Annotated in this window: 19 protein-coding genes; 3 read left to right on the plus strand and 16 right to left on the minus strand. The window is 43.0% G+C overall.

Going from position 1 to position 19,933, the window contains the following annotated elements:
- Positions 1 to 97 precede the first annotated feature (97 nt).
- Positions 98 to 1,267, minus strand: coding sequence for a carboxypeptidase-like regulatory domain-containing protein (locus FHS86_RS12655; protein ID WP_429414109.1), 1,170 nt, complete (start codon positions 1,265 to 1,267; stop codon positions 98 to 100).
- 145 nt (positions 1,268 to 1,412) lie between these two features.
- Here FHS86_RS12655 and FHS86_RS12660 point away from each other — a divergent pair, with 145 nt between their 5' ends.
- Positions 1,413 to 2,057, plus strand: coding sequence for a hypothetical protein (locus FHS86_RS12660; RefSeq protein WP_429414111.1), 645 nt, complete (start codon positions 1,413 to 1,415; stop codon positions 2,055 to 2,057).
- Positions 2,058 to 2,136: 79 nt separating this feature from the next.
- Positions 2,137 to 4,395 (plus strand): family 43 glycosylhydrolase, encoded by a 2,259-nt coding sequence (locus tag FHS86_RS12665; protein ID WP_429414114.1) that lies wholly within the window; start codon positions 2,137 to 2,139, stop codon positions 4,393 to 4,395.
- Positions 4,396 to 4,474: 79 nt separating this feature from the next.
- On the opposite strand, the gene atpG is transcribed toward FHS86_RS12665, so the two are convergent.
- The 13 genes from atpG to dxs all read right to left on the minus strand — a co-directional run bounded on the left by atpG (position 4,475) and on the right by dxs (position 14,852).
- Positions 4,475 to 5,353: an ATP synthase F1 subunit gamma gene (gene atpG / locus FHS86_RS12670; RefSeq protein WP_429414117.1), complete on the minus strand. Its 879-nt coding sequence runs from the start codon at positions 5,351 to 5,353 to the stop codon at positions 4,475 to 4,477.
- 25 nt (positions 5,354 to 5,378) lie between these two features.
- Positions 5,379 to 6,956 carry a F0F1 ATP synthase subunit alpha gene (gene atpA, locus FHS86_RS12675; protein WP_429414119.1) on the minus strand — a complete coding sequence of 526 codons (1,578 nt, stop codon included), beginning with the start codon at positions 6,954 to 6,956 and terminating at the stop codon, positions 5,379 to 5,381.
- Positions 6,957 to 6,962: 6 nt separating this feature from the next.
- Positions 6,963 to 7,502 (minus strand): ATP synthase F1 subunit delta, encoded by a 540-nt coding sequence (gene atpH / locus FHS86_RS12680; protein WP_429414122.1) that lies wholly within the window; start codon positions 7,500 to 7,502, stop codon positions 6,963 to 6,965.
- 7 nt (positions 7,503 to 7,509) lie between these two features.
- Positions 7,510 to 8,001 (minus strand): F0F1 ATP synthase subunit B, encoded by a 492-nt coding sequence (gene atpF / locus FHS86_RS12685; protein WP_429414125.1) that lies wholly within the window; start codon positions 7,999 to 8,001, stop codon positions 7,510 to 7,512.
- A 69-nt stretch (positions 8,002 to 8,070) separates the two neighbouring features.
- Positions 8,071 to 8,316: an ATP synthase F0 subunit C gene (atpE, locus tag FHS86_RS12690; protein ID WP_429414127.1), complete on the minus strand. Its 246-nt coding sequence runs from the start codon at positions 8,314 to 8,316 to the stop codon at positions 8,071 to 8,073.
- Positions 8,317 to 8,333: 17 nt separating this feature from the next.
- On the minus strand, positions 8,334 to 9,395 hold the full coding sequence (atpB, locus tag FHS86_RS12695; protein ID WP_429414130.1) for a F0F1 ATP synthase subunit A: 1,062 nt from the start codon (positions 9,393 to 9,395) through the stop codon (positions 8,334 to 8,336).
- A gap of 78 nt (positions 9,396 to 9,473) precedes the next feature.
- On the minus strand, positions 9,474 to 9,863 hold the full coding sequence (locus tag FHS86_RS12700; protein ID WP_429414132.1) for a hypothetical protein: 390 nt from the start codon (positions 9,861 to 9,863) through the stop codon (positions 9,474 to 9,476).
- Positions 9,864 to 9,936: 73 nt separating this feature from the next.
- Positions 9,937 to 10,299, minus strand: coding sequence for a bactofilin family protein (locus FHS86_RS12705; RefSeq protein ID WP_429414135.1), 363 nt, complete (start codon positions 10,297 to 10,299; stop codon positions 9,937 to 9,939).
- 140 nt (positions 10,300 to 10,439) lie between these two features.
- On the minus strand, positions 10,440 to 10,625 hold the full coding sequence (gene rpmF, locus FHS86_RS12710) for a 50S ribosomal protein L32 (protein ID WP_429414138.1): 186 nt from the start codon (positions 10,623 to 10,625) through the stop codon (positions 10,440 to 10,442).
- 8 nt (positions 10,626 to 10,633) lie between these two features.
- A complete protein-coding gene (locus FHS86_RS12715) occupies positions 10,634 to 11,191 on the minus strand; it encodes a YceD family protein (protein ID WP_429414141.1) in 558 nt (185 codons plus the stop codon).
- 208 nt (positions 11,192 to 11,399) lie between these two features.
- Positions 11,400 to 11,651 (minus strand): hypothetical protein, encoded by a 252-nt coding sequence (locus FHS86_RS12720; RefSeq protein ID WP_429414142.1) that lies wholly within the window; start codon positions 11,649 to 11,651, stop codon positions 11,400 to 11,402.
- A gap of 31 nt (positions 11,652 to 11,682) precedes the next feature.
- The gene (locus FHS86_RS12725) at positions 11,683 to 12,840 is read right to left on the minus strand and encodes an ATP-binding protein (RefSeq protein ID WP_429414145.1); all 1,158 of its coding nucleotides are present in this window, start codon (positions 12,838 to 12,840) and stop codon (positions 11,683 to 11,685) included.
- A 110-nt stretch (positions 12,841 to 12,950) separates the two neighbouring features.
- Positions 12,951 to 14,852, minus strand: a complete 1,902-nt coding sequence (gene dxs, locus FHS86_RS12730) for a 1-deoxy-D-xylulose-5-phosphate synthase (RefSeq protein WP_429414148.1) — start codon at positions 14,850 to 14,852, stop codon at positions 12,951 to 12,953.
- A 183-nt stretch (positions 14,853 to 15,035) separates the two neighbouring features.
- Between dxs and FHS86_RS12735 the strand changes: the two genes are divergently transcribed.
- Positions 15,036 to 16,061: an OmpA family protein gene (locus tag FHS86_RS12735; protein WP_429414150.1), complete on the plus strand. Its 1,026-nt coding sequence runs from the start codon at positions 15,036 to 15,038 to the stop codon at positions 16,059 to 16,061.
- Between the two features lie 60 nt (positions 16,062 to 16,121).
- Here FHS86_RS12735 and FHS86_RS12740 read toward each other — a convergent pair whose 3' ends face one another.
- Together FHS86_RS12740 and FHS86_RS12745 are read right to left on the minus strand one after the other, a co-directional pair.
- Positions 16,122 to 18,881: a hypothetical protein gene (locus FHS86_RS12740; RefSeq protein WP_429414153.1), complete on the minus strand. Its 2,760-nt coding sequence runs from the start codon at positions 18,879 to 18,881 to the stop codon at positions 16,122 to 16,124.
- Positions 18,882 to 18,921: 40 nt separating this feature from the next.
- A complete protein-coding gene (locus FHS86_RS12745; protein WP_429414156.1) occupies positions 18,922 to 19,857 on the minus strand; it encodes a hypothetical protein in 936 nt (311 codons plus the stop codon).
- Between the last annotated feature and the right edge of the window lie 76 nt (positions 19,858 to 19,933).

Here is a 19,933-nt window from a genome sequence, read left to right on the forward strand (position 1 = left end):
AATTGTTGCTATCCTACCTGGTTTATAGGATAGCAGGGTGGAAATCATAATTAATGATGATCTTTTCTAATATATATAGATAATATAGGCAGCTTGCTTATTCTGTTGGATATCTTTCTTTTAAAACGACCCAGAAATCAGGATCGGGAAGGAGGTTTTCGAAGTATTGGCGACCTTCAATCATTTCCGGTTTCTGAAAATCGGCACTGAGCAACTTAAGAGTACTGTTAGTCCTGCATTTTTGTTTTTCTTCATTGTAGTAATTACGATTTAAAGAAAAATTATTGGGAATTAATCCCTGAGGGGTCATGCGATAAGTTACCACCGCATGGTTTTCAGTTTCATAAATGTTGAAGGGATGTTCGGAGGCGACTGCCCTGCCATGAATGCTTTGCTGCCTGCTGCTGAATTGGAGTTCATGCTTTAGCAGCACCTTTTTACTTTTCGAAATATGAAGCCGGCCGGAATAAGCATCAGCCTGCCAGTTGCCGCTGAATGTCAGTTTGGGCTCACTCAGCTGATAGCCGATAATATAAATTGTATCGTCGGATGCTGGCAGCGTTTCGACCAGTTGCAGATCGAAAGCCGACAAGCGTGAGGTGTCGAGCACATTGTACTGGCAGCGTGCAATATCGAATGAAAGTAGCTCGTCAACGAGGGTCGTTCCGTCAAGAAGGTCTGAAATTTCGAAATTACGACTAACATTCACTATTTTATAGTTGATGGACTGATAAGCATTTTTTCGGTCCCTGTAGGCTGTGTGGTCCGAAAGTTCAACAAGGGCATCCCTACGTTTGATCGCATTGTTCTGCACGAAAAGCTCATTGGAGTAGAGTGCGGTATAGGCATAGGCTTGTGAAACAAATGAAGCCGGAATATTTTCGGCAGCTTCATGTACAATTCGGTAAAGTACCTTCGATTCGGCGCTTACTTCGATATCACCAATTCCGTATGTAAGAGGTTGTAAAACAAGGCGATGTTTTTCATTTTTCAAAAAGTAGGCTACGCCAAGTATCAGGTTTTCATAACCGATGGCTGAAAAATAAAGACGGTCGCTTTGGTAAAGGGGTGGAATTTTCAGCTCAAATTCACCCGCTTCATTGCTTGCAGTTCCGGTACTTGTACCTTCAATTCCAATATTGACAAAACCTATTCCTTCACCACTTACAGCATCGTGCACCGTTCCGCTAATTGTAATGGCTTCCTGTGCCCGGCTGTTCAATACAAAGAGCAGAAACAGGAAGAATAAAATAATTTTATGTGTCATGGTACTTTCTTTTTTGCGATGGTTAAATACAATTCCAGTACTTATATAACGTTACATACTATAGATATTATTTTCTAACTTTGAAAATATTGTTGTTGTCGTTGGTAAACGGCTTAGGGTAATTGAGAACACAAAAACTAAAAACATGAAGTTACAGATTTTTTTAACCCGCCTGCTTCTTTTTGCTGCGATTCTTATCCTCTCGTCTTGTGTAGCGAAGAAGAAATTTGTTGCCATGGAAGCATCACGCAACCGTGCCCAAAGCCGGGTGCTTGAGCTCACACAGCAGTTAAAGCAGTGGGAAGGTGAATTCAACAGTATAAAAAAAGATTTTCACTATAACGATGTACAAAAGCAGTCGGTAATCGATTCATTACAGGCAGAGATCAATGATTTGAATCAAAGCATCAATTCCACAATGCAGAATTCAGAAGATCGTGTGAATACCTTTCAGGTCGAAAAGCGAAGGCTGAATCAAATGTTGGCTGAAAAGGACAGGGAACTCAGCGTAAGACAAAAAGCATTGGATGAAAGCCGTATCCAGCTTGAAGCCCTTAAAGATAAGGTGAATTCACTTAGCACCGACAAGCAAAGTAATGCGCTAAGATTAAACAAACTGGAAGAAGAAAAAGTCGCAGACGAAGCACAGCTTTCGGCACTTAACAAGGAGTTGGATTCGATGAAAAAACAACTTGATGAAGCCCGGCACACCATCGCTTCGCGTAATGAAGAACTGAATGTTTTACGAAACCAGGTCAAGCTTTTGAAGGAAGAACTTGCAAAACCCTGATGATGCTGTTGATAACTCTTTTCTTTGTGCTACGATTAATTTCATAATTTTGAATTGTTTGAAATAATCTACCAGCTACATGAAGAGGTTTTACTGCTTATTGTTACTGCTTACGCTGCTATATTCAGCACGGGGAGCCTCACCCGACAGTTTAATGGCGCTTACCGAACAATACATCGATTCGGTAGCACCAGCCTTGCCAATGGTAGAAGTCTTGTTCGATGAACGCCTTGAAGATCCTTCAATGTGTATCGGGCCTGATAAAACCTATTACATAACGGGTACTTCCGGCGACATCGACGGGGTGCAAAGCGGAATTAAGATTTGGGCCTCGCGCGACATGAAAAACTGGAACCTTATTGGGAGCAATAATGGTTATGTTTGGACTTTCGATGCTGACGGTACTCCCTGGCAGAATGAAATAAGTACCCGTAATGGTTGGAAACAAAGGGGGATAATGGCTCCTTCGCTACATTATCTGAAAAACAATTACTGGATCGTCTATTCCAATTCGAATACAAATACCATTGGAATCTTACGCAGCCTTTCAGGCAGGGCACAGGGGCCGTATACTGAGGCCACTGAAAAGGGACTGGTTGAAGGAAAACATCCTTCGCTTGTAAGCTCGGTCGACAGCACTGTATATTTATTGTGCGACGAAGGCAGGGTATACCAGCTCAATGAGGAGCTCAATGCATTGGTTTCGGAAAGCCCTTCCTATCTTTCAGATGCCAATGGTACGCCGGTCGTGGCGGAAGGTATTAACATTACGCAGGTCGATGACAAATATATTCTCACGGGAAGTTCCCGGCCCGAAAGCGATCCAAACGAGGTGGCATCGGGTGAATGTCTCAACCCCATGCGTGAAGCATCGGCTGCTTTTATTGCAGTGTCTGATCAGTTACTGGCGGGTTATCGCAAAGTAACAAGCATTCCTCATGGAGGTGGAGGTGAGGTATTCAGAGATTTGAACGAGCGCTATTTTCTTCTTTTTTCGGGGAAAGGAAATTTTCAGCCGGTCAATTCGGTCCCTTCGGTCATTTCGTTGAAAGGCAACCCTGATAAGGGTTTTGTCATGAATCATCCCTATCCTTTTTTCCCCGATCATCGCATTCCTGTGGTGTATGTTTCACGCTATGGCAATAATTCAACCGGAACATCGTGGGCCAATGCCTTTACTACCCTGAAAAGGGCTGTTGAGCTGGCTGCAAATGGCTCTCAGATATGGGTGGCAGGTGATCGTTATGAAGGCCCCATAGAATTAAACTTGCGTGAGGGAGTGTATATTTTTGGAGGCTTCAAGGGCAACGAACAATTTTTAAGTGAGAGGGATCCTCAATTGTATCCAACCATCATTGATGGTCGGCGGAATGCAAAGAATGTGATTTCGATTAAATCGAGCCGCTACATCAGAGTTGAAGGGCTTACCATCACCCGGGGAAATGCAAGCGACGGAAGTCAGTTTCAACGCTACGGGGCAGGCATTCATTTGCTGGGCGGAGGAGAAACGGTACGCATTGTGAATTGCATCTTCGAGGACAATCAGGCACAGCTCGACGGCGGTGCTTTTTACGCCTCTATTGGCGCTTCTCCCTTATTGCTCAACTGTACCTTTCGTAACAATGTTTCAAGGCGTAACGGAGGCGCTGTGGCCATTTATTGTAACATGACCAATGGTTATCACTCGCGCCTCTACAATTGCAGTTTCGATGATAATTTTGCCTACGGCAATGGGGGTGCTGTTTTTTTCGATACCAATCGCAGAAATCATGGCGTGTTGGAGCTGGTGAATGCTTTGGTGGTGCGCAACAAAACCCTTGGTCATGCAGGTGCCATTGCGTTAAACGGCAGCGCAGGACTAAGCGTGGTCAATGCCAGCTTTGTACACAATAGTGGGATCAGCAAGGGGCCTGTTCTTGGAAACTTTGGAAGGGTGCCCGCCACAGCCCGTTTGCTTAACTGCATAATGTATGAAAACAATGGAGGTACACTTTTCGAAATTGAGGGTGAAGCCCAGATAAGGGTCAACGAAGCAGGAGACGCGGTGGTGCTAAAACGCTGGGTCGCTTTCGAAAACTGTGTATTTTTTGCGAATGATGTGAATTCGATTGTTACGCGCAACTTTGATCGTAAAAGCTGGCAAACCATCGATGAAGTGAATGCTTCAATTCTGGGAGAAAATTGTGTGGAATATGATCCAAAGCCCATTGATCTGCAAAATGGAAATTACAGAATGCAGGGGCTGCGCTACAATGCCAACATGGGCTCGCCCTGTTATTTCCCTTTCACAATCGATAACCACCGAAGGCAATACTACAATGCTCCCGGATGTTATTGAATTGTTGAATAAAGAGGAGCTAAAAACAAGCAGCAGCTGTTTTCAGACCTTGCATGGGCGTCCTTCCAAATAAATTAGATTAAGCTTTTAAGGCTTCTGCTCCTGCTGTAATCTCAAGAATCTCATTGGTAATGGCATCCTGACGTGCGTTGTTGTAGGTTGTTTTCAGCTGTCTTAGCAGGTCGGTCGCGTTGTCGGTGGCCTGGTGCATGGCCGTCATACGGGCTCCGTGCTCAGCTGCATTCGAATCAAGCAGAATGCGGAAAATTCGCATCCTGAGTGATTGTGGAATAAGTGATGAAAGTATTTCTTCCTGCGATGGTTCAAAAATATAGTCTGAGCTGCTCCTGTCATTTTCATCCAGTTCTGGCTTGTTGACGGGAAGGAAATTCTCGGCCGTGAGTTCCTGTACCGCCGCATTCTTAAATTTATTGTAAACTATATCAATCTGCTGAAATTCACTTTGTGAAAATCCTTGCATCAGCTGGTCGCTGAATGATGAAATTTCATCGTAATTGTGCTCATCAATCAGCTGGTTGGCTTCGTTAAAAATAATGGCATTGCGGATCTTCAATTGTTTTTCAACCTGTCGGCCTATGGGAAGGAACACCACTTTCCCGGCCATTAGCTCGTCGGAATAATTTTTGGTGGCATGCATCAGGGCCATTTTACTAGCATTGGCATTGAATGCACCGCATAGACCTCTGTTGGCCCCAACAACCACAATCAGAACTTTTCCTTTTTCAGGTTTCGAGAAAAATACCGGGTTGAATTCAACCTCTCCCAAACTCAGATGCTGAATGATTTCATGCAATTTTTCATCATAAGGAATGATTTGCATGATTGCATCCTGGGCTTTCTTAAGTTTGGCTGCCGATACCAGTTTCATGGCACTGGTTACCTGGCGGGTATTTTTAACCGAAGTTATTCTGCTGCGTATTTCCTTTAACTGGGCCATTTGATCCTTTTAAATAATGCGCTTCTTATTGATATTTTGCCGAAAGCTCGGCAGCTACTTTTTTGAGTACGTTCTTTATATCGTCGTCAAGCTGGCCTGCTCTGAGCTGGTCGAGTGTATCACGGTGGTTAAGCTCAAGCCGTTCGTGGTATTCTTTTTCAAACTCGTCGAGCTTTTCGAGTGGAATTTCCCTAAGCAGGTCTTCTACACCAAGGATGATAATTGCTACCTGATGCTCAATGCTCATCGGGTGGTATTGCCCCTGTTTCAGAATTTCGGTATTTCGTGCTCCTTTTGCCAATACCCGCTTGGTGGCTGCGTCCAAATCGGATCCAAATTTTGAGAAGGCTTCCAGTTCACGGTACTGTGCCTGATCGAGTTTGAGTGTGCCGGCTACCTTTTTCATCGATTTAATTTGTGCATTACCTCCCACACGCGATACCGAAATACCCACGTTAATTGCGGGGCGGATGCCTGCATTGAACAAGTCGGATTCGAGGAAAATCTGTCCGTCGGTAATTGAAATAACGTTGGTTGGGATGTATGCCGATACGTCGCCTGCCTGGGTTTCAATGATTGGAAGTGCGGTAAGCGAACCGCCACCTTTCACTTTGCCTTTAAGGCTTTCGGGCAGGTCGTTCATTGTCTGTGCAATTTTATCGGAATCGGTGATACGGGCAGCTCTTTCGAGCAGGCGTGAGTGCAGGTAAAACACATCACCGGGATATGCTTCACGGCCTGGTGGGCGACGAAGCAAAAGTGATACCTCGCGGTACGAAACGGCCTGTTTCGACAAATCATCGTAAATGATGAGTGCGTGACGACCGGTATCGCGAAAGAATTCACCGATGGATGCACCGGCATAGGGGGCATAGTATTGTAAGGCTGCAGGTTCGGCCGCTGTGGCCGATACAATGCAGGTGTATTCCATGGCACCGTATTTTTCGAGCGTGTGGGCTATATTGGCAACTGTTGAGCCTTTTTGTCCAACGGCGACATAAATACAGTATACAGGTTCTCCTTTTTCAAAATTTTCTTTCTGGTTGATGATGGTGTCGATGGCAATGGCTGTTTTACCGGTTTGCCGGTCGCCAATAATCAACTCACGCTGACCGCGACCTATCGGGATCATGGCATCGACTGCCTTGAGTCCTGTTTGCAGTGGTTCGGTAACCGGTTGACGGTAAATAACACCAGGTGCTTTGCGTTCAAGGGGCATTTCAATTCGCTCTCCTTCGATGGGGCCTTTCCCGTCGATGGGTTCACCCAGGGTATTGATGACCCTTCCTAACAGTCCGTCGCCTGTCATGATTGAAGCAATTCGTTGCTGGCGTTTTACGATGCCACCTTCACGAATGCCGTCGGAAGTACCCAGTAACACTGCACCTACATTGTCTTCTTCAAGGTTTAGTACAATGCCTGTTGTTCCGTTTGCAAACTCAATCATTTCGTTGGCTTCAACACTGCGTAAGCCGTAAATACGGGCAATTCCATCGCCTACTTCCAATACGGTACCTACCTCTTCCATCGAAGTTTCAGCCGAAAAACCGGCCAATTGTTCCTTAAGAATTGCTGAAATTTCAGCGGGTCGGATATCTGCCATCCCTGTTTATTTTATTTGTAATTGTTTCTGAATTGATTTGATTTTGCTGGCAAGACTGGCATCATACTGCTGCCCGTCGATTGAAAATATAAAACCTCCAATCAGTTCTTCGCTGATGCCGGTTTCCATTTCCAGTTTTTTATCCAGCTGCTTTTCAAATTTTTGTTGGATGCGTTCGATCAACTTTGCATCAAGGGGCATGGCCGAAACGAGTTCAGCCTTTAAAATGCCACGCTTTTTACGCGCCATTTCGATGATATTGCGCGCCAGATCTTTTAGATATTCTTCACGCTTGTTGGAGAAGACCATTTCCAAAAAACGGATGCTTAGTTCATCAAACTGAGGAGCAAAAATTGCTTTGATTTTTTTAAACTTTTCATCTGAACTATCACCCGGGTTCAGCACATAGTCGGCAAAACCCTGATAGCTGGTAAATGCGGTATGTATGATGCGCATGTCACGATCGACAAAATCAATTTTATTTTGTTCTTCGGCCAGTTCGATCAGTGCTTTGGCATAGCGTACGGTTACCCTGTTTCTATCCATTCATTTATCAGTTTAGCTCGATGTCGTTCACCAATTCGTTCACCAGTTTCTCGTGCCTTTTTTTGTCTTCCATATCGGCATGCACTACACGGGTTGCAATATCGACCGAGAGGGTAGCAATCTGGTTTTTCATCTCGGTAAGTGCAGTTTCGCGTTCACGCTGTATGCGCTTGTGTGCTTCGGCGATGATTTTATCGGCTTCACTGCGTGCCTTGTCGTGAGCCGAGGCCACAATTTTTTCACGCTGTTCGATACCTTCTTTCACAATTCGTTCTTTCTCCTGATTGGCAGCAGCGATTATTTTTTCCTGTTCTTCTTTCAGGGTAGCCAGTTTCTTCTCGGCCTGGGCTGCTGATTTCAGGGCTTTCTCAATTGACTTCTCCCGTTCGTCGAGTGCACTCAGAATTGGTTTCCATGCAAATTTTTTCAGAATAAAAAATACGATTCCGAAAATGATGGTCGACCAGATAATGGTTCCTACATGTGGTATCAGAAACATGTCTTGTTTTTTTTGAATTCAAATAAAGAGTGCTGCCAAACGGCAATCCCGTATTGGCAGCACTTGTTTTTACAATACGGCCAACAAAACGCACACGATCACAGCCAGGAAGGCGACCCCTTCGATAAAGGCTGAAACCACGATCAGGTTTGAGCGGATGTCGGCACTGGCTTCGGGCTGGCGAGCAATGGCTTCCATTGCAGCAGCACCAATTTTACCAATTCCGATTGCAGCAGCCAAAGCAGCTAAACCTGCTCCCAAACCTGCGCTTAATTTGCCGAGGGCCAATTGGGCCAATACCATTAAAATTGTCATATTCAATTGTTTTATGGTTAATGTCCGTTATCGGTGGCCATGCCAAAATACATGGCCGATAACAAGGTAAAAATATATGCTTGTATTGCTGATACTAAAATGTCGAGTAGTACCATGAAAATGGAAAATGCAATCGAAATAATTGATGTTCCTGCTCCTACTACGGGACTAAGCACCGTCGACATTAAAAAAATGAGTGCGATGAGCACTGTAATGATCATGTGTCCGGCAAGCATGTTGGCAAACAAACGAATCATCAGTACAATTGGTTTAATAAAAATGCCGGCAAATTCGATTAAAGGCATCAGCGGTACCGGTATTTTCATATAAATGGGTACGTCGGGGTTGACTATATGTCCCCAGTAATGCTTGTTCCCACTAAACGATGTAATAAGAAAAGTAATGGCGGCCAGCACCATGGTTACTGCTATATTTCCTGTAATATTGAAGCCCAGTGGGAGTATGAGTCCGAAAAGATTGGCCAGCAAAACGAAGCTAAAAAGTGTCAGCAAATAGGGAACATAACGTTGGTATTTGGGGCCGGCAAAAGGTTTGGCAATGTCGTCGCGTACAAAAAGCACCAGTGGCTCGACAATGTTTTGGATTCCTTTTGGCGTTTTGAATTGATTGGCTACGGTTTTCCGGGCTCCTTTTATCATTACAAAAATCAGAATAAGGGAGACCATGATGGATCCCAAAACTGTTTTAGTGAGCGATAGGTCGAAAGGTACTATTTCACTTCCATTTTCAAGTTTTTCTACAATCTTTCCTTCGTTTGCACCTTCGGCGGGAATGTAGAAAGGAAAATCATGACCGGGATGGTGGAATTTTGCAGAAGAGAAAAAGTGCCATCCGCTGTGTTTGCTATACAGAATAACCGGAAGAGGAACTGAGTAATGTTTGTCGCCAACAGAAAAGAAATGCCATTCGTAGGAATCGTTGACATGGCCAAAGATGAAATCTACTGTGTTGAATTCTTCATGTCCGTTTTGATCGCCAGCCTCATTTGCGGCAATAAGCGAACAGGGTAGGAAGAAACTCAGGAAAATTGTTGCCAGAATGTAATTAAACCACTTCATAAGCCTTAAAAAGAGGCGTAAAATTAAACATTTTATTTAGATATCTTACAAATAAGAAGTGCAAATAATTGTAAATTATCACACCTTCGATTCGTTGATCAGCTTCATGACCGATTTGACTTCGTAAACGGCATAAGCGACATAAAGAACAAGATAAACGATCAGAAAGTTTACGGCATGTTCTTCGTCGAAGATAATGTACAGTACTCCAAAAATAATGTAGATAAACATTTTCAGGAAGGATAGCATCATAAACTTAAAGCTGAAACGCGATACGTCGTTTCGGGTGATCTTTAACATGTAACGATGCAGTAAAAGGGTTGAGCTGTAGTAAAAGACCAGAACAAAGGGGAATATGATTAAGAAATGCTTCTTAAACAGTGTAAGGAACAAGATAATGCCTACACCCAGTATGATGAGTGTAAATGTTGTGAGCCCCTTCAAAAATTTTGCAAAATTATTATCCATGACCTGTCTGTATTTGCTTTTGATTAGGGGTGATCTACTTACCTGCAATCAATCAAGGACTAAATTATAAAATTTATTTAGTTTTCCCCTCGCTAGTTGAATTCATTTTGCAATTGCCCGAGAACATGGCTCCCGGTTCTATCATCAGCTGCTTAGTGATAATTTCACCGGTAAAACGAGAGCTTGCTTTTAAGCTAAGAAGTTCACTTACATTTATTTTTCCTTCAATGCTTCCTTCAACTTCGGCTGTTTTGCATGTAATTTCTCCATTGATGTTGCCTTTGGGGCCTACAATAAGCCTGCCGCTTGTTGTCAGATTTCCTTTTAATAATCCGTCGATACGGATGTCTGATTCTGTACGAACATTGCCTTCGAGGTGGGTTGTTGATGCAATGAGGTTAACGGTACCAATGCTGTTTTCGACTTGCTTTGCCATGTTGTTTTTATTGTGGTAAGCAAATGTAATAAAATATGATGATCTGCTCAACCTGAGGTGTGACAATTGTAAAAGTACGGATACAAAAAAAATCCCGCATTCACGGGATTTGTTTTAATAAAGTTCTTTATAACTGTTGTTTATACAGTAACTTCTTTCTCAATTGCTAATTTTCCCCTGTAATATCCACACTCTCCACAAACGGTGTGATATTTTACAGCTGCTCCGCAATTTGAGCAGGTCGACAGGGTGGCAGGAGTTGCTTTATAGTGAGTCCTGCGCTTGTCTCTTCTCGATTTCGAAGTTTTGTGCTTTGGATGTGCCATTTTCTTCTCTACTTTTGCTTGTTATCTAATAATTTCTTTAATTCATTCCATCGGTCGTCTGTTTCCTGAGTTTCCTCTGTTTCCGGAACATCATCCCCGACGATCAGGTATTCATTCAGTTTGTCTACCATTCCGGGATTACAGGTGCTGTTTCCGTATTCATCATCGGGGTGCACATGTTTAATTGGTAATCCCAAAATTACAAGTTCGTAAAGAAAGTGAGCAACATTGATCTGGTACTCGTCGAAAGGAAGGACCACCACATCATCGCTCATTTCTTCTGCTTCACTGCCAAATTTAATGTACAAACTACTGCTGTTTTTTACTTTTTGCAGGTAGTTGTCAAGGCAGCGGTCGCACTCCAGTTCTGCTTTTCCTTTCACAGCCATTTTCAAAATCATCAGGCTTGCCTGACGTTTTAGGGTTACTTTTGCTTTAAAATTACCCTTTTGAACAATGCTGTTTTCGAACTTTTCAAAGAACTGATCATCCAATTCGAATTCAAAATGATGATCACCTTCTTTCAATCCTTTAAAGGCAATGTTGTATTTTGAGAGTGTCTTCATGCTGTTGCTGCTTTAAAAAATGCCTTAGTAGACTCTGGTCTAGTTTGTTGGCATTGTGTTCGTATTCATTTTAAACAGTTATTGCACTTTAAGCCACCTTTTAACAGCCCTTAAAAAAGTGCTGCAAAATTATAAAAAAATACCAAACCATTAAATATTTGGGATTTTTTTTAAGATCGACATTTTCAATGTGTTCTAAGTTGCTCTATTATTTTTGCTTTTTCTTCCTTCTCATGATTATGAAAAGTACCATCGATGCAATGGCTCCGGCAAAAAGTAATGATACAACAACAAGACCAATGACAATGGCAATGTATTTCCATCTTTCAATGTAAGGCAAAGTAGCTTTGGTGAGATAAATGTAGATCACAAATACCTCACACAGTGCGGTTATGATCAGCGAAGTGACGTTAAGCTGATACAGGGTTTTTACATCGAGGTGTTGGAAAGGATTCTTCATTTTAACACATTGATTTTCGGACGAAAATAACTTATTTTTTCAGAATTATCCTGAAAGTCGTTCCTTTTTTCAATTCTGAATTCTTCAGGAAAATTTTACCGCTGTGATAGTTCTCGATAATTCGCTTCGACAAGGTCAGCCCCAGTCCCCACCCTCTTTTTTTTGTGGTAAATCCGGGATTAAAGATGGTCTTGTATTTCGATTTGGCAATGCCTTTGCCATTGTCGCTGATGTCGATGATGATTTCTTTTTCTTTTTCCTGTAAATCAAAAACGATTAAACCCTGGTTGCTGCCGATGGCATCGACTGCATTGCGTACCAGGTTTTCGATTACCCAGCTAAAAAGTGCTGATGAAAGGGGTAGAAAAAGTGTTTGCTGTTCGGTGAAATTGTATTCGAAACGAATTTTCTTTGATACCCTGGCGCTTAGGTACGAAATGCTTCCCAGCAGGTGTTCGTAAATGTTCTCGGGATAAAGTTCGGGTTTCGATCCAATCTTTGAAAAACGTTCGGTTATTTTCTCGAGTCGCTCGGTGTCTTTGTTTAATTCAGTTATGATTTGTTGGTTAATTTCTTCCTCTTTCAATAACTCAACCCAGGCCATGAGTGATGAAATTGGGGTTCCCAGCTGGTGGGCCGTTTCTTTGGCCATGCCAATCCAAACCAGGTTTTGTTCGGCATTACGGGCCGAACTGAAGGCGACATAAGCCAAGGTGATGAACAGCATGATCACTCCAAGCTGAAAAATAGGGTAGTAGCGCAGCTTAACCTGTAACGATGACTCTTTGTAGTAGAGGTATTGTTTTTCTTCTTCACCCAAAGGAATAACAATTGGCTGGCGTTTGGCTTTCATTTTTTCCAATTCGCGGGTCAGCACCTTATCACGATTTTTAGCCTGGTATTTTATGTTGCGGTCGGTATTGATCTGGCCGTTATCGTCGACGAGAATAATGGGGATGGTCGTATTGGTACTTAATATCTGATTCAGAAAAAGGTTGACATCACTGCCCAGGTTGTCGTGGGTAACCAGCAGACGGATGGCCTCGGCCCAGCGTTCAACCTTCGCCCGTTCTTCATTCGAGGTTTGTTTGACAAGGGTGTTGGTGTACAGTAACGATCCGATGCCGATGATGATGGCACTCAGAAACAGAATCTGTTTCCAACGACGTTTTTTGTAGTAGATGTCCATTGCGTAACCGTTTGTATTTTAGTGATCAAACGTATGCTGCTGCTATAAATTGTGCTTATCGCCTTCATGCTGTCAGAAAAATTGGTCTAAGAAAGTCTTGAAAAGAATAATCAGCTGGTCTGATCAAGCATTCTTCTAATGGTAGCTTCTATTCCTTCAGCATCAAAGCCACATTCGCGGTAGAGTTCTTCCGGCTTTCCATGTTCAATAAAATAATCGGGAATGCCCATGCTTTCTATCTTCGCATGATAGTTGTTCTGATTCATGAACTCGAGCACGCTTGATGCCAGTCCGCCTTTCAAACTGCCGTCTTCAACGGTAATAATCTGCTTATAAGTTGAAAATACCTCATGTAGCAGTCGCTGGTCGATGGGTTTGAGAAACCTGATGTCGTAGTGGGCAACTGCATCTTCGTCGCCCAGGTTTTTAAGTGCTTCCTGAACAAAATTGCCGGTGTGTCCAATCGAAATGACGGCAATCTGTTTTCCATCCCTGAGTTTGCGTCCTTTTCCGGTTTCAACGGTTTCGAAAGGAGTTCTCCAGTTTTTCATCACACCGTTTCCACGGGGGTAGCGAATGGCATAAGGCCCCTGGGGATCATGCTGTACCGTGTAAAGCATGTTGCGCATTTCCTGTTCGTTCATAGGGGCGGCAATGATGATGTTGGGCACACAATTGAGGAAGGCGAGATCGAATACGCCGTGGTGTGTGGCTCCGTCGGCACCAACCAGTCCGCCACGGTCGAGACACAGCACCACATTCAGTTTTTGGATGGCCAGGTCGTGAATAATCTGGTCGTAGGCCCGCTGTGAAAAAGAGGAATAGATATTACAAAAAGGAAGCATTCCGGTTTTAGCAAGACCGCAGGCAAAGGTTACGGCATGTTGTTCGGCAATACCCACATCAAATACACGATGCGGAAATTCTTTCTGCATGATGCTTAGCGAACTTCCGGTAAGCATGGCAGGGGTAATGCCTACAATTTTATCATTTGACCTGGCCAGCTCAAGCAGCGTTTCACCAAACACCTGCTGATAAAGCGGGGGTTCATTTCCATTGGGTGTATGCAGCTGACGACCAGTAAGCTTGTCGAACCTGCCGGGTGCATGAAAAAGGGTTTGGTTGTTCTCGGCCGGTGAATAGCCCTTGCCTTTTTTGGTGATGATGTGGAGTAATTTGGGGCCGGGTATCTTCTTTAGCTGGCTCAGTAACTGCACCAGCAATTCAACATCGTGCCCGTCGACAGGTCCAAAATATCGAATGTTAAGCGACTCGAAAAGATTGCTTTCCTTGAAGAAAAATGACTTGGTTGAGTGTTCTATCTTTTGTACTGCTTTTCTTGTTTTTCGGCCTACACGTTTAAAGGCACCCAAAAAATTCCACACTACTTCTTTCAACCTGTTATAGGTGTCGGAAGCCGAAATTTGGATAAGGTATTTGTTTAAGCCACCCACATTGGGGTCGATGGCCATGTTGTTGTCGTTGAGTATGATGAGAATGTCGGGATTGTTTTCGCTGGCATTGTTCAGTGCTTCGAAAGCCATGCCTCCGGTAAGTGCTCCATCGCCTATAATGGCAACAACGCTGTTTTCTTCACCTTTAAGATTGGCCCCCATGGCCATGCCTATGGCAGCCGAAATAGAGGTGGATGAATGTCCTACTCCAAATACATCGTAATCGCTTTCATTCGGATTGGGAAAGCCGCTTATCCCTTTGTATTGCCGCAAACTGCGGAACAGATCGCGTCGGCCCGTGAGAATTTTATGACCATAGGCCTGATGTCCAACATCCCAAATGAGTTTGTCGACCGGCGTATTAAAAACATAATGCAATGCAACTGTAAGTTCAACCACACCCAAACTTGCACCAAAATGCCCGGGGGTTTCTGAAAGTATGTCGATCAGAAAACAACGCAATTGTTCACATACTTCTTCAAGCTGTTCAGCATTAAGTTTTCTTAAATCGGAAGGATCATTAATTTGATATAGTAATTTAAACCGTTCGTCTGCCATAGTTACTCAATATCGGGTCGCAAATATACAATAATACGTATTTTTAGCTGAACCTGCCTGTTCATATTAGCGGATAAAAAATGAAAAAATGTTTTCATCTTGTGTTTACACGAAATAAATTTGCAAATTACGCAGTTTTATAAGAAAAACCTTGATATTACTTAGTAGCAAAAAACAAACAGTATGAGAACAAAGATAATTATTTCGACCCTGATGCTTTTGGGGGTATTTTATTCATGTGTGCCGTTAAAACAGCTGGATGAGAATAAGAAATATGCCGAAAGCCTGCAGGACAGCAACGAGCTGTTAAAGGAACAAAACCGTGAGCTAACTGTTGAAAACCGCGAACTCGACGCACAGGTGATGAATTTGCAAAAACGTTTTCAGGAGTTGGAAAAGCGGGCTGAAATGCTTAAGGAAAAGGCAAATGATCTGGAATATAATAATCAACAGTTGTCACGTAACGAGGCAGAACTTGAAAAACAAATTGAGCTGCTAAAAGCCGGTAGTTCGGATGAAATATCCAGTTTGCTAAGCGAATTACAGAAAATGCAGGAAGATCTTCAGGAAAGAGAAGATCGTGTTAAGCAGGCCGAGAAATTACTTGCGCAGCAACAGCAAAGGTTGCATGATGCCGAAGAAGCCCTGACGCAAAAAGAAAAGGAGCTGGCCATGCAGCAGGCGCGATTGATGGAATTGCAGGATGCGCTTGACCGTCAGAAAAGTGCAGTGAACGATTTAAAGGAAAAACTGAACAATGCCCTGAGAGGTTTTTACGATCAGGGGCTTTCGGTTTACGAGAAAAATGGAAAGGTATATGTTTCGCTGGAAGAGAACCTGATGTTTAAAACCGGCAGTTATTCAGTTGACCCTGAAGGGCAGAAAGCACTCGAAAGTCTGGGTGAGGTATTGGCCAATAATCCAGGAATCAACATCATGGTTGAAGGGCACACCGATAACGTTCCACTGAACGGAGCTGGTCAGGTGAAGGACAACTGGGATCTGAGTGTAATGAGAGCTACCGCTGTGACCAAAATAATTCTGCGAAATCCATCGATCCATCCGCAACGAATTACTGCAGCCGGACGAAGCGAATTTGTTCCGCTCGATGAAGCCAATACCCCCGACGCCCGAAGAAAGAACCGTCGGACCGAAATCATTCTTACCCCCGATTTGAGCGAAGTATTGGAAATAATACAGTCGAACTAAAACCCATACAAGGTAAGGGCAGCACCACAAGAAACAACAGAGTTCTTGTGCTGCTGTTTTTTATTCAACATAGTAGTTGTATAAGTAGCCATCGGGACTCCCAACCAGCAGATTAAAATTGCTGAGTTCCTCACTGATAAATCCAATACTGAATTCGGTGCATCCCTCCAGCGGAAATCCCGGGTGATTGTTACCCTTGGCATCGATCAGATAAATTTTATTGGCACTTTTACTGGTCAACCCTATCTTCTTTTGATTGCGGGAGAAAGTATAGATATTGGGTTGGTGTGACAAGGTGTTTTCGAAAGTCTTGTTTAGTAAGGTACTTCCGCTGGCTTCTATTATTTTTAGTTGTTTGTCGCTTACAAAGATGTATTCCGATACATTGTCGGAATCAATATCACTGAGTGTAAAGTAATGTTTTTGATTTCCAATGCCTGTTTCAAGTACTTTGTGCGTACCGTCGAAATAAGTATAATGTATGCGACCTTCGGTATCGGTTGTCACCATTCGGGGTTCATGGGTATTGGTTCTTTCCTCCAGATAAATGGTATTGCCTGAGTGGGCATAAACTTCGTTTGTTTGAACTCTGACCGTTCCTACCCGATGTAAAACATAATCCTTCATTCGGTCGCTTGCAACAAGGTAATCTTTTCCATCGACCCTAAAATGCTGTACCGGATGTTTTACTTCATGATCGGTGGTAAAAAGGTTCCAGCCTTCGAGTAGTTTGCCGTTGATGTCGTAGGCGTAGATCTTACGGTCGGTGCAGGCTACAAAGAAGCGATAGTCCTTGTTATTGTCATAATCGAAGATGGAAACTCCGTTACTTGCTTTTGCCCTGAAGTTAAGTGGAAAGTTCTTCACATTATTCCCGTTGCGGTCAATCAGGTAGAGTTTGTTTTCGGTATTAAAAAGATATTGTAATTTGCCATTGTTGAAGTAATCGATTTGATGTACTTCGCCCATGATCGGAGCATCGAGTCGTAATTTCCATAGGATGCGTCCAACATTGTTTATCAGGTAGAAATTGTTTTCATGATCCTGAATAACAATTTCTTTATTCAGTCGGTCGTAATGATTAAGCACAAAGCGGGGTTTGAAATCAAACGAAGCTTCGAGATGGCTTTGCCATATGGTTTGTGGTTTGGCTTTTATTTCCTCGCTGAAAGTTATGCAACTGTTGTTATATACCATGTTGTTGGCCGACATAAGCTGCCATGCGAAAAATCTGAACTTGCGAAGATGGTCATTGGCTGTAAGTTGCCCGGCAAGTTCGCTGTTGAACAGAAGCCCGGCTATCGGGAGCGAAATGGAGGTATTTGAAAAGAATTGTACATTGCTTCGGCCATTCAGATTCGATTTGAACTTGTTGAAATCGATGTTCGACGAAAGGGTTTCACCCAAAACATTGGAATGGACAGCTTTGGCTACCGTGCGGAAGGAATCTCCAAAAATGAGATAGTTGTCATATACGGTAAACCATTCGGCCTTAATTCCGGCATACAATTTACCAAACAACAATTCAGGAAGCCCGGGATAGGGAAAACGATGGATGCTGAAACTGGTTTGGTTATCAATGCTGTAGCTTTGCTCCCAGTTTTGACTACCCTTGCCTTTTGATTTGAGATAACTTTGTTGAAATTCGAGCACCTGGGTGAAGGCAGTGCTGCCACTTTTGGTCTTCACTGCCCAGATTCTCCCGTTAGTTGGTGCCGACTGATCAACATTGATAGCTGCCATGGCGGTCTCTTCGTCTATAAATGATGCAAAAAGTTCCTGGATGACTGTTCCTGTTTCTTTTTGAATATTTAAAAGTTGGTCCTGTCTTTGAAAATAGAGATTGTGTTTCTTTAAATAATCTTCATATTTATTGAAGAAGGATGAAATATCAGAAAGGCTTATGGAAATGAAGAAGGCTGAAGAAGCAGGGAGTACCTCGTCGATTCGGCTTTGTACAGCCTGCTGGTGCTGAAGTATTTCGCTGAAGTAATCATTTTCGTTGTCGCCAAGAGTAAATCCGCTCATCATTATCTTTTCATCATCCAGTTGAATGTCGATTTCGGATAATGCAGCATAACGGCTCAAAAGGTCGGTTTTTGAAGCAATCGATTTTGAAAAGAAGCGGGTTGCTAATTGCTTTGTATGCTGATGATTGATGAAGGTGTTGATGTCGGCTTGCTGACCAATCGTCTTCAGCAGTGGCTGTAACGCATCGCTGTAGGCGCTATGGTCGGCATTGAGCTGTCTGATGGACTCCTCGATTAACAATGACCGATCGCTCAGCATGATTATTCCTTTGTGTAAAGCAGTGTAAAAGGTAAAACCAGCCGTCGTGATTTCGTACAGCGCTACTTTGTTGTATTTGTTGGCAAGCAGCTGGCTTTGATGGTCGTTTTTAATGCTGTTCAACAGTTTTTGATACTGATCGCTATCATCGTTGTTTTTAACTGCCCGGAGAACAAGTGCGTTGATCTGCTCACGACCGCTGTGATTCAGTGATACAATTACTTCGTTTCCTTTGAGCACCTTGTAAAACACAGGTTGGTCCTTAGCCAAAGCGTTGATTTTATGAAGCATTGCAAAGATTGAGGCTTCACGTGTACTGTCATGCAGGGTTTGAATCATCTTATTGGTATTGAAATGTTCAATAAAATCGACTGGTTTGTTGATTTTAAATACCAAAGGTGACGATTGAGGAATTGCTTTGAAAACATTGGTATTACCAATGCTTTCACGGGGTTTAAGAAAGCCCCACCAAAGTACAGCAAGTACTAAAACAACAATTGACCCGATGATGTAAATTGTACGCTTCGACATGGCATGATAGTTTGTATAAATTTAACTGAACGTTGAAAAATTACTCATTCTTAAAATTATCCCTGTAAAAAGGCAGCCGCTCCTGACGTTCTTTTTTTGAGCTCTGCTGATGAAATTTTGAGTAATACGAACGATAGCGGTTCGAGAACCAGGGCATGTGTTCTCTCCGCTTTTGTTTATGCGTATCAAAGTTAAAAAAGTATGTCAAACCAAACAGAAATTTTGCCGTCATATCGTAAACCCTGATGCGGTATTCATTAGTCATGTTATCGGGCACATCAGGACTTAATTCCCGGTTGTAATTATGAATACCATCGAGATTATCGGCACCAATCAACTGAAGGCTGGTTTCGGCCGAAATGAATAATCGTTCGCTTAACTGATAATTTAGTCCGAAAGCAGGACTGAAAAAGTTGTGCGTGTCTTTTCCTGTATTTGGATAGCGTCCCTTTAAATAAAGAGGATGCGTCAGGCCGGTGAATTCATAGCTGGCAAAATCCTTGAATCCCAGTTCCGATGAAGGGAAGGCCAGACCAATTCCCAATTTGAGGTAGATATTCATCTTTAAGTATCCTTTGGACCATGAACTGAAATTGATGAAATTGTATTTGAGAAAGAGGGTAAAGTTGGTCAGGTCTGAGTCGTAGTAAATGGGGTAGGGTTTGAAATCGACATTTTCGTTGTTAAAATCATTGTGGAGCATCAGCCAGTTAACATTCGCTGAGTTATCCTTAAAACCTTTGTAGTTTGAAACACCGAACTCCATGCCAATGTCGAGACCATCCCAAACCATTTTTGCAATTTGGAGGTTGATACCCCAATCGGACATATTATTCATGTCATTACTCGACCCACTGAAGTCGATGTTGACTTCATTGAGCAGAGCGGTGCGTCCTACCTGAAAAGTGACGTTCCAGTTGGTTTCAAAGTTGTTATCGTCGGCAACCCAGCCCTGTGCCAACAAATTTGTATTCACCCCCCAAAATAATAATATCCCTAATAAAAGTTGCCTCAAGTTGCTATCGTTGCTATGTATTTAACCCAATTGGCAA

It is taken from the genome of Roseimarinus sediminis (assembly GCF_050433125.1).
In the GTDB taxonomy this organism is placed as follows: Bacteria; Bacteroidota; Bacteroidia; order Bacteroidales; family Prolixibacteraceae; genus Roseimarinus; species Roseimarinus sediminis.